This is a genomic window from Streptomyces sp. H27-H5 (assembly GCF_026627505.1).
Classification (GTDB): domain Bacteria; phylum Actinomycetota; class Actinomycetes; order Streptomycetales; family Streptomycetaceae; genus Streptomyces.
Genome location: NZ_JAPNLK010000167.1, coordinates 1 through 9467, shown reverse-complemented (window position 1 = coordinate 9467; position 9467 = coordinate 1). Strand labels below are relative to the sequence as shown.

Genomic DNA, 9467 nt, shown 5'->3' with positions numbered 1-9467 from the left:
CCAGCGCGGCCAACTCCTCGTACGAGGGCAGCTGCGGCGGGGCATCGGTCACAAGGTCAATCTACCGGCCCCGCAGGACCACCTCGCACCACATCGCCGCAGCTCACCGGCCGTCCAAAACAGTCACCCCTGGTACCCCTTCTCCCCGTACTCCTCCACCTTTGCCTTCTCTGTGGGCTCCAGGTCCGAGAACCGCATGCGGCGGATGAAGTAGCCGGCGAAGGGGGGATGGATGCCTTCCCCAGATGCACCAGCAAGCTTGGACGTTGTACCGGTGGGGGCTACCACCCGAGTCTTGATAGGGCGGGGTATGCGCATCAGGTTCGCATACTGGTCGGCTGCATCATCGACAACCTGTGCCATGTCTGCAAGGTCCCAGCGCACTCCGCTGTGCATTCCGGCCTCTGAGTACCGGATTCCCTGCTTCACCAGATAGTCAGCAAAGCCAAGGTGCCCCACGCCAATTCGCCTGTACCGGGCGATGGCAGCGGCAGACTTCGGGTCAGCGACCTTAGCGCAGGTTGCCCGGATCAGATACCGGGTGAGATACCGATGCGCTTCGGTGATGGCGTCCCAATCGACTTCCCCCTCTTCATTTACGAAGGCACCAAGGTTGACGGAACCGAGGTTGCATGGCTCCCATTGGGTGATGGTTGCCTCCCCGCAGGGATTTGTGGTGAAGGTGCCATCAACCTCTCCAACGGCAGTCAGGGAGGAGTTCCAGACTCCCGGTTCACCGTTTCGAAGCATGCCCTTGGCGATCTCTCGAAGAATCGGCATGGAGGGTGAGGAGAACTTCGTCAGGTAGCTAATGAAGCCGTCGTCAATCTCGACAGAGATGTTGGTAGTCCAGTGCCCGCCTTCGGCCTTGATCCGCAGGAAGGTCCAGATATGGGGGTCCGACCAATGCATGATGCTCATGCGGGCTGATCGCCGGACTCCGCCGGCCACGATGGCTGAGGCGATCTCGTGATCGATCTTCATAGCGTCAATGCCGGTGAGCTCGCCGCTGATCCAGCGTTCACCGCCATCGTCCTGAGGGTCGATCCAGACGCGCTCAGCGAGCACCAGGCCCACGTTCTTCATCATGGTCGCAAAGGGCGCGGGGCCTGAAGCGGTGCCCCCAAACGTCTTGAGGGGAACACCCTTTGCCCGCACGCGGCTCACGTCGTACACGCGGGCCTTGTGCTTGGTCTCGGGGTTCATGGAGGTCTGGATCAGGTCCCCGAGGGCCTCCGCCCATCCTTCTCGGGAGTCACCCACCTCGTAGGCCCCGGTCCACTCGTGGCTGTACGCCGTGGAGATGAGTCCGGCCTCCACCAGGTCCAAGTAGTCAGGGTGCGTGGGGTCGCACACGATGTGCACCGTTACCGGTACGACGATGGCAGGGAAGCCCTTCAGGTACTGGCTGCTGTAGTTGGAGCCAACCCCACCACCTTCTGCCAGACGGAGCAGAGTGAAAGTGAAGTGCTCCTCTGGTGCGTTCTTATCCCACCCCGCAGCCCAGCAGTTGTTTAGGGCAAAGTCGTTGACTCCGGAACTCTTCAGATGCCGGCCTGCCGGCAGTACCTTCAGGTTGCCGATTAGGTCAAGGAGCGCGGTACGTTCCCCGGACTCGATGTAACGACTCTCCACAAGGGCAAGGTTTCCGTCCACCACCCGCTCAACGGTTTCATCCCAGGTCTCTTGTTCACCGCTCGGCTTTACCCGGGAATAGGTCCGTTCGAATACGGTCTGCGCTGTCTCGGTGGAAAAGGTCATACAGTCACCTCAGAATGTCGCCTGGTGTCATAGGAGTTCTTACGGAGGTCGCGATTCATCTGACGCGCCAGGGCATCGACGGCTCTATTGCTTGCCTTCCGAGCAGAGTCGTCAGCCGGCGGAAGGCCGAAGACGAAGCGCCGCATAAGGATTTCCCTGGTTGGTGTAGCCAGGCGGGTAAGCGCCGTGGACGCATCGAGTCGGGCCGACATCAGGTTGTCGGTAATGCGCGCAGAGGTTAGATCGTCCTTCTGCCCCATCATCGATCCTATTTCTTCGTCGGTGAAGAGTAGGGTGCCAAGGGCCATGCGAGCTTCCTCCGGCGTGTAGTAATACTGGCCGTCTTCTACATCCCGAGCGTCTCTCTGGGCTGATGCGTACTGCCGGCCAACCTTCTTGGCGAACTGCCAGAGAAAGGGTTCGGAGTAATTCTCTTCGATCATTGGGCGTCGCTCGTAGGCGTGCAGAAGAATGCTTTGCTTAACATCGTCCTTCTCGGCTACACGCCAGTCCCGAGCGATCTGCTTGCCCACGCTGTCGGCTATCTGAGAGAAGCGCTCCCAGTCAATCTCTGTCATGCTGCGGCACTTCCCTTCACGAAGCGACCTCGGGCCCCGCGGGGGGCCTTTCCGTAAATCTCGCCCTCCACGACAAAGGAGCCATCCCGCTTGATGTCAATCGGGTAGGGGGCTACGTAGTCAGGGGTGGAGTAGAGGATTCCGAACCCTGCCTGCCAGTTGGCTACGCCGCCGGGTCCCAGGTAGCCGGCCTTTCGACGCGACATGAGGTTTCCGACCTCAAAGCCCCATCGGACGGTTTCCATGCCTCCGTGGCCCCGCCCAACACGCATCACGCCGAGTCGGTGCGTATGCCCCATGACCACATTGGTCTCTGCCTTGAGTGCGTGCCGTAGGGCAGTTTTGCCGGCCTCCTGAGACAGGCCCTTGATCTCGTGACCGTGCACCAGAACGGTGTCAGGGCCGACCTTGTGGAACGGCGGTGTCAGATCGATGCCGAATCCGTTGAAGTCCAGGAGCTTGGAAAAGTGGAACTCATCGGCGTACTCGGCAAGCGCTGGGGCCCGATTAGAGAGGTAAGTACGAGGGCGGAGGTCGTGATTCCCTTCGAGAATGCCAAAGGGTCCGGAGTAGACTTTTCGGAGAGGCTCGAAGAGCCCTCGCTTCGTAGCTTCCGAGTCCGCCCGAACTTCCTGCTGGTACTCAAGGCGGGTTCCTTCGCTCCAACGGGATGGGGTGGGGTAGTCGTTCAGGTCACCAATCTGGTACAGCTCGTCAGGCTGGTATGCACCGATGAAGGCAATGACGTTCTTCAGGGCCCGGGGGTCGTGGTACGGGATCTGTGTATCGGATACGACTACGATTCGCTTCAACTACGTCTCCCTTTGGGCTTCCACCCGCTGTATTTCCCGCTGCACGTACCAAGCGGCCTTACGCAGGTCTTCGAGTTCTGTATCTAGGTGCTTGAGGCCGGCACGGCAGATGTACTTGACCGCGTTTCCTCGGTTGAACGTCAAGTGTTCCGTGAGATCGATGACTTCGATGCCGTTCGGCAACCAGGTGTAGTGAGCTGGGCTGTTAACGGTTCCGCTCTTGTCAGCCGGCTCTTCCCAGGGCTTAAGGTCATCATCAGAGAAGGCTTTGTAGTCCACGCGGCCGGCAAGATATACCTTGACGCCATAGGGGTAGGGCGCCGTTACGTGCGAGTTGACTGAGTACACCTTTCCCCGCATTCCTTTGAAGGCGTCGCGTTCAGCCGTGATTCGAACTTCGTCGCCAGCCTTGTACTTCACAGTCCGATCCTTCCTCGGAGTGCTTCGACACCTTGGGTTAGCAACGTGCTGTTGCTGTCCAAGTCGTCAGGCATCTGAATGACTTTGGCGTTCGGCATGTCCGCCGCACGCTCGTCCATGAAGACGAGGCCGGCACTGTCCTCGGCTATCAGGTAGACCGTTTGGTATCCCCGGAATGCGGGGGTCCAGTAGTCTCGCCATGTGCCGGTTCCTGGCGCGCCGATTGCAGGAACTCCGGCTACTTCCCATGACATGGCATCAAATTCGCCCTCTACAACCACTACGTGAGAACTGGCCTGGATAAGTGCCGGGGTATTGAACATCCGAGGAGGGTCCCCGGGAAGGGTCAGGTACTTGCCGTGACCTTCGTGCTGTTCCTTCTCGCCCAGTTCGAAGTAGTAGGCGCCGCTGGTGGTCTCCCTGACGCAGCGGTCGGCCACGCAGCGAAAACGGACGGTTGCGGCTCCGTCGTCGCCGCCGGCTGGCCGGAGGTACGGAATCGTGAGATGCCCTCGGTACCGCTCATGACCAGGTATCGCCGAAGCGACGTACCCCAGTCCGAACCGGCCGGCGACTGCTTCCAAACCCCGTGCTGTTACGTAGGCTTCGGCCGGGCTGCCCGGGTACATCTCGTGGTACGTCCGGCCGATCTCCACCGAATTCGCGATGTGCAAATTCTTGGGCTTCAAGGAAGCCAATGTTTTCCTCCCGCATGATTACGTCAAATGAGTCCTCCGATAGGTTGCAGCTAAAGCAGTTCCATCGGTCGGTGTCGACGTTGACTGACGCTGAAGGGTTCTGGTCAGCATGAAGGGGACAACAGACTTTCTGTCGTCCCCTTGTAACTGCTACGTCCAGGCCGTAATAGCGTGCCAGTACCTTACTGATCGGTGGTTTCTGTGGACTCGTCACCAATGCGCCTTACAGTGACTGGGAAGTCATACCTGCGGTACGCCTGTACCGAGGTGTTGCGGTTGCCTCGGTAGTTCCGAAACCAACTGGGGCCCCTACCCTTTTCCTCGCTCGACACTAGAAGGCCAGAACGCTGGTCAGGAGTTCAGCAGACTGCCGCCCACCAGGCTTTTCCGCGAAGTAGAGGCCTTCGGCGTTGTCGTCCAGGTGCTTGGCAGGATGAGCGCCAAAGGCATTGTGGGCCCGGACGCCTGCCTTCTTCAGGGCCGCCATGACAGCGTCGGTGTGCTGGCGGGGGCTTCGGCTTTGGTGGCCACCTACGCGGGAGGTAATGGCCACGAGAGCCTCAGCCTCTTCCACCGACAGGGTGAGGGTTACGGTCTTCTCAGTGATGGTGCGGGTGTTCTGCTTGGCCTCAGCCATGGTCAGTCTCCTTGGTAAAGGTGTATCGGGGTCCGAGGACTCTCCAGGCTGGATAGTCCTCTAGATATTCGGCTGCCCGCCGTAGAACCTCGGGGCGATCTCGTGCACCTCGGGCCAACAGTTGGCCGTTACAGCGGGCACAAAGGAGGCCTCGGATAGCCTCGGTCTTGTGGCAGTGATCGACGGCAAGATTGGTCTTGCGGGTCTCGCGACAGATGGCGCATCGGCCGTCCTGGTGCTCGAAGAGCCTTTGATACTCGTTGGCACTCAGGCCGTAAGTCGCTTGAATCCGAGCGTTCCGTGATGCTGTGCGCCGGCCCTGCTTTCGGCAAGTTGAGCACACCTTCCCTCGGGTCGATATGTAGAACCGCTCGGCTCTGCTCTTCCCGCACTTGGTGCACTCACGGAACCCCTTACGCGCGGCTGGCATCAAGCCGCCCTGACGAGAGATTCCACGCGAAGCAAATCCTTCAATTCGGTGTTTTCGTCAACGAGTGCCCAGAAGTTGAAGAGTGGCAGGGCTGCGGTGAGGTTGCGGCCCTGGAAGTCAATTACGGCTGTCTTGACTCCACCCTTGGCGGCCCCGATGAGGACTCGGGAAAGCTGGAACAGGTTCAGGGCCCGGGGATTGTCGATGTGAACGATAAGGGCTGCACCATCGGTGTCTACCTCCGAGAGGTCGACTCCCGGGAATCTGGCTTCGAGCTGAAAGCCGAACTCTCGTTCAGCCTTGAATCCGCCCCTGAGTCCCTGCTTCATCTGCGCGCCTTCCATCTTCACACTTACCCTCACTGGACCTAATGGCAACTTTTTATGCAGCGTAAGGAGCCGGGAATTCCTCTTCAAGTTCCTCCAGGCGGAGGCTGGCCCGGTTAAGTCGGTAGCTTGCGAAAGTACCGCCGGAGGAATCTTCGAAGCCCTCGCGATTCTTCACAGGTGCCACATTAAGGATGCGGCTGTTCATTCCGTCAACCTCTTTATGGATCGTCAGAATGAGGGAGGGAACGCGGTGAACTTTTCCCTTGACTCCCGACAGAGGAATGGGGTTCAGGCCGTCTGAGTGCTCACCTGTCACATGGTGCAGTCCGAGCACGTGCGCGTTCGTAGCCCTGGCCATTTCGGATAGGTACTCACAGAGGCCCTCAAGGCCGAAGGTGTAGCTTTCGGCGTCCCCTACCACCCCTGTATCCACGTTAGTGATGTTGTCCACCACAATGAGATGCGGGATTGTGCCGTAGACCTCCAGATAACACAGGAGGTCTCTTTCCAGTTCGGATGTTGGTGGGCTCGCAGAGTAGTTGAATCGAAGCCACCAACGCTTGCCGATTTCAGCCAGGTACTTTCCGAAGTCACCACCAAGCAATGCGGCCTTGACGGTCTTCGAGTCCTCGCCGGTAATCATGGCCGTGGTACGAACTGTCTGCGTTGCCGCGCTACTGTCGGCGCTGAAGTACATAACCGGCATGTTGCCGTACGTGGCCAGGTTGGCAGCGAACAGGCTCTTTCCCGTCCCTGGGCCTGCAACAACTAGGGAGAACTCGGCTCGCCTGAACTCGACTTCGAGCCGTGATAGGGACTTGAACGGGTGGGGAATCGGCTCGCCGGCCGCTCCTCGGATATCTACAGATTGCGCTAGTGAGAACATCGCCCACCTCCTCTCTTCACTTCACGACTGGACCTAAAGGCAACTTTCTGCCTAAAAAAATAGCCTTCCCGGCGGGTTGACTCGACTCTACGGCATGGAGACTGGACCGTAAAGCAACTTTTATCGCCTGCGAAAAGAGCATGCGTAGGACACATCACAGAAGCGGCAGTTAAAGCCAGGCTTGGCCGGGAAGTCTGCCCGCTTCACACCTTGGTCTATCTCCACGTACTTCGCTCCTACTTCCTCTTCTGTCACTCCGGAGAGATCCAGTGGTCGAGTCAGGCCGTTCTTCTTGGCCTGGTACCAGTCTCCCACAGCGACCTTCAGGCCGAGGGCTTTCCGAACAAGGACGGCATAGGTCTGAAGCTGGAACTTACTCTTGGTCGTACCTGTCTTGAGGTCCCTGATTCGCACGGACCCGTCCGGCTCGGCTACGAGCTGGTCGATGTATCCCTGAACCTTGATACCTGCAATGTCGGCAGTCAAGTGCAATTCGATTCCGGGAGTGCCGTCAGGGGCCTTCCACAACTCCGGTCCATGCGCCTTGGCCCATGAAACGTAGCCCGCTGCCTGCTGTTGACCCAATACATATCGGGCTTCTATGTCCGAGGCCCCGTCCGGGCCAGCAGTCATCCAGTGGTCTAGGTCAGGCTCCTGCTCCAAAGCACCGTTTACCGCCTCGCTGTACTCGGTGCTGAACAGGTCTACCACGTCGCCGGCGGACAACTGTCGGCCACCCCGCTCGTAGACCTCGCAAGCACTGTGAAAGGCCGTTCCCTGATGAGACCAAGCCGCCGGGCGAGGGATGACACCCTCCACCCGGCGCAGAAAGAACTGATGGCCGCACTTTTCATACTGCTCGGTTTGACTTACGGAGCGCGTCATCTCTCGGACGCGGCTGTATCGATCAGACAAGGACCCTCCTCGCCGGCTTGCCTTCCGGGCAGGCCGGATGGACTACATGCACTTTGAATGTGCTGGACAAGGGCAGCTCTTTGTGAGGCCGGCCCCAGATGTCGGTTTCCACCACACAGCACCGCCAAGGCCGGCGCAACGTGATTTCAAGATCCTCCAGCGCGGTGATGTCCTCTGGTGACATGACGTCACATTCCACAACCGTGTAGTAGGTCCCGATACTCAATGTGGCGATTCGCGTAATTATGAGTGATTCGGACCGATAGTCATCAATTCGGCCAACTGGCGTGGCCGATTCCATGCCCTCCCGCAGAGCCTCCCTAGTGACCCCGCGCGACGAGAGCTCCCCCAAGACCATCAGCACACCCACCCCACCACAACGTTCGACGTACGTTCGAACGCCTGTACGGGCGTTCTGAGAGTCGACTGTAACCAGCCGATGGCTCAATGCGCTCGTAGATAAGCCTGTGACCCATGTCACAGGCATATGCCAGGAGGTTCGCACAACCACAGAAGGCCCTGACAGGTCGTTTGCCTGTAGGGCCTCGTGCGGTTTGGGCGATTACTGCCCGGTAGGTCTGACTCAGATCATGGTCAGCTTGTTGTTCGGCAGAGAGAGGAGGGCACTGCGCTTCTCGTCCCGCTTGACTCCCTCGGGCCAGCGAACGACCAGCCGGCCATCCTCGGGGGTTCGGTCCACATACACGAAGCCCTGAGAATCGTCAAGGGTTAGGACGAGTCCGTTGTTGATCTTCTCCAGGAAGAGGCGTAGATCCTTCTTGGCCCGCTCGGAGAGGGGCTTTCGGTCCTCGCCCAGGCGCCAGCCGAGGTAAAGCCGGAGGCCTCGGTAGGCTGCTTGATTGGTTAGTCGGACCTTGTCCGGTCTGTCGGCAATCCGCCAGGGCATAGAGGCTGTGACCGGGGCGTTTTCGCCCTTCTTGTACTCGCCCCAACCGTTGACCCTTTTTGTCACGGCTTGGCGTTCTACACCGAACATCTGAGCAATCTCGGCATGGGTCGAGCCGGCCGCAAGAAGCTTCTGCAATTCCAGATTGCCGGGGAGAGCAGTCACAACACGATTCCTTCGGACTCGAACTGTCGATAGTTCAGATTTTAATTGTCCGACCGAGATCGGCACATCCGCAGCATCCTACTTTCCATACGCCCTTGCACTTGCCGCCCGTGTAGACATGTGACCTACATCTCAGTCCGATGCTCGATCGTCCCGAAACGGTTCGTGGGACACGTACCTACTAAGTGAGAAGCAAAAGAGAAGAACACTACTTACTTAAAGAACACAGTCTGTAGAAGTTTGAGTTACTCAGGGTCACTTACCCATAAGAGGAACTACAGACTCCTATTGCTGGTCCTTTGAGGTGTTACTAGTAGGAACTACCCCTCTGGCGGACTCCCTGTAGCCCTACGGGTCAGGTAGAGCCCAGAGGGGCCGTGGCCCCGGCGCCAGATCAGAAGCCGCCGGGGCCACCCCATCTCTAACAGGTCTAGTCCTAAGAGAACCCTAATTCGCGGTTACGTCTTGATCAAGCTCATGGGGGTGGTCCTTGTGCCCCGTGCTGCTTCGATCTGCTACATCCGAGGATGCACCCTTCGGACTGCCCGCGCAGGCCGGTGCGAAACGCACGCACCTCCTGAGCGCGCTTGGGCTCGCACGAGCGCACGCAACCTCACCCGTGATCGGGCGTGGGAACGGACCATCCGGCCTCGGGCCCTGGCCCGTGACCGCTTCGCCTGTGTCCTCTGTGGCGAGCGTGAGGGCCTGGAGGTCGATCACATCATCCCGATCGCCCAGGGCGGCACATGGACCCTTGAAAATGCACAAACCCTTTGCAACTCCTGTCACAGAGACAAGACACTTACGGCAGCTGTAGATAGCCGCTGGTGTGCTGGCTGGTCATGGTGTGGTGTCGGCGTAGGTGTGCCAACGGCGGTGGCAGAGGCGGGCGCGGTGTTGATGGCGGCGGCGCCAGGTGGACCACCACA

General features: G+C 59.2%; 13 protein-coding genes. 1 reads left to right on the top strand and 12 read right to left on the bottom strand.

Going from position 1 to position 9467, the window contains the following annotated elements; genetic code table 11:
- Positions 1-123: 123 nt before the first annotated feature.
- The 12 genes from nrdJ to OTB19_RS40085 all read right to left on the bottom strand — a co-directional run bounded on the left by nrdJ (position 124) and on the right by OTB19_RS40085 (position 8538).
- Positions 124-1761, bottom strand: a complete 1638-nt coding sequence (nrdJ, locus tag OTB19_RS40135; RefSeq protein WP_267803758.1) for a ribonucleoside-triphosphate reductase, adenosylcobalamin-dependent — start codon at positions 1759-1761, stop codon at positions 124-126.
- Complete coding sequence (locus OTB19_RS40130) at positions 1758-2339, bottom strand: hypothetical protein (protein WP_267803756.1); 582 nt, start codon at positions 2337-2339, stop codon at positions 1758-1760. The genes nrdJ and OTB19_RS40130 overlap by 4 nt, the downstream gene beginning before the upstream one ends.
- The gene (locus OTB19_RS40125) at positions 2336-3151 is read right to left on the bottom strand and encodes a metallophosphoesterase (RefSeq protein WP_267803754.1); all 816 of its coding nucleotides are present in this window, start codon (positions 3149-3151) and stop codon (positions 2336-2338) included. Before OTB19_RS40125 ends, OTB19_RS40130 begins: the two co-directional genes overlap by 4 nt.
- The gene (locus OTB19_RS40120) at positions 3152-3571 is read right to left on the bottom strand and encodes a DUF3310 domain-containing protein (protein ID WP_267803753.1); all 420 of its coding nucleotides are present in this window, start codon (positions 3569-3571) and stop codon (positions 3152-3154) included.
- Entirely contained in the window at positions 3568-4200 is a 633-nt protein-coding gene (locus OTB19_RS40115) for a topoisomerase (RefSeq protein ID WP_420717005.1), read from the bottom strand. The genes OTB19_RS40120 and OTB19_RS40115 overlap by 4 nt, the downstream gene beginning before the upstream one ends.
- Positions 4094-4483, bottom strand: a complete 390-nt coding sequence (locus OTB19_RS43855; RefSeq protein ID WP_420717004.1) for a CHC2 zinc finger domain-containing protein — start codon at positions 4481-4483, stop codon at positions 4094-4096. The genes OTB19_RS40115 and OTB19_RS43855 overlap by 107 nt, the downstream gene beginning before the upstream one ends.
- Positions 4484-4600: 117 nt before the next feature.
- A complete protein-coding gene (locus tag OTB19_RS40110; RefSeq protein ID WP_267803749.1) occupies positions 4601-4906 on the bottom strand; it encodes a hypothetical protein in 306 nt (101 codons plus the stop codon).
- Positions 4899-5336: an endonuclease VII domain-containing protein gene (locus tag OTB19_RS40105; protein ID WP_267803748.1), complete on the bottom strand. Its 438-nt coding sequence runs from the start codon at positions 5334-5336 to the stop codon at positions 4899-4901. The genes OTB19_RS40110 and OTB19_RS40105 overlap by 8 nt, the downstream gene beginning before the upstream one ends.
- Positions 5336-5665 (bottom strand): hypothetical protein, encoded by a 330-nt coding sequence (locus tag OTB19_RS40100; protein WP_267803747.1) that lies wholly within the window; start codon positions 5663-5665, stop codon positions 5336-5338. Before OTB19_RS40100 ends, OTB19_RS40105 begins: the two co-directional genes overlap by 1 nt.
- Positions 5666-5717: 52 nt before the next feature.
- A complete protein-coding gene (locus tag OTB19_RS40095; protein ID WP_267803746.1) occupies positions 5718-6551 on the bottom strand; it encodes an AAA family ATPase in 834 nt (277 codons plus the stop codon).
- Between the two features lie 120 nt (positions 6552-6671).
- A complete protein-coding gene (locus tag OTB19_RS40090; protein WP_267803760.1) occupies positions 6672-7436 on the bottom strand; it encodes a RecB family exonuclease in 765 nt (254 codons plus the stop codon).
- A gap of 613 nt (positions 7437-8049) precedes the next feature.
- Positions 8050-8538, bottom strand: coding sequence for a hypothetical protein (locus OTB19_RS40085; RefSeq protein ID WP_267803745.1), 489 nt, complete (start codon positions 8536-8538; stop codon positions 8050-8052).
- A gap of 477 nt (positions 8539-9015) precedes the next feature.
- Here OTB19_RS40085 and OTB19_RS43850 point away from each other — a divergent pair.
- Positions 9016-9467 (top strand): HNH endonuclease (locus OTB19_RS43850; RefSeq protein WP_420717006.1); only part of this gene is annotated, 452 nt, incomplete at its 3' end.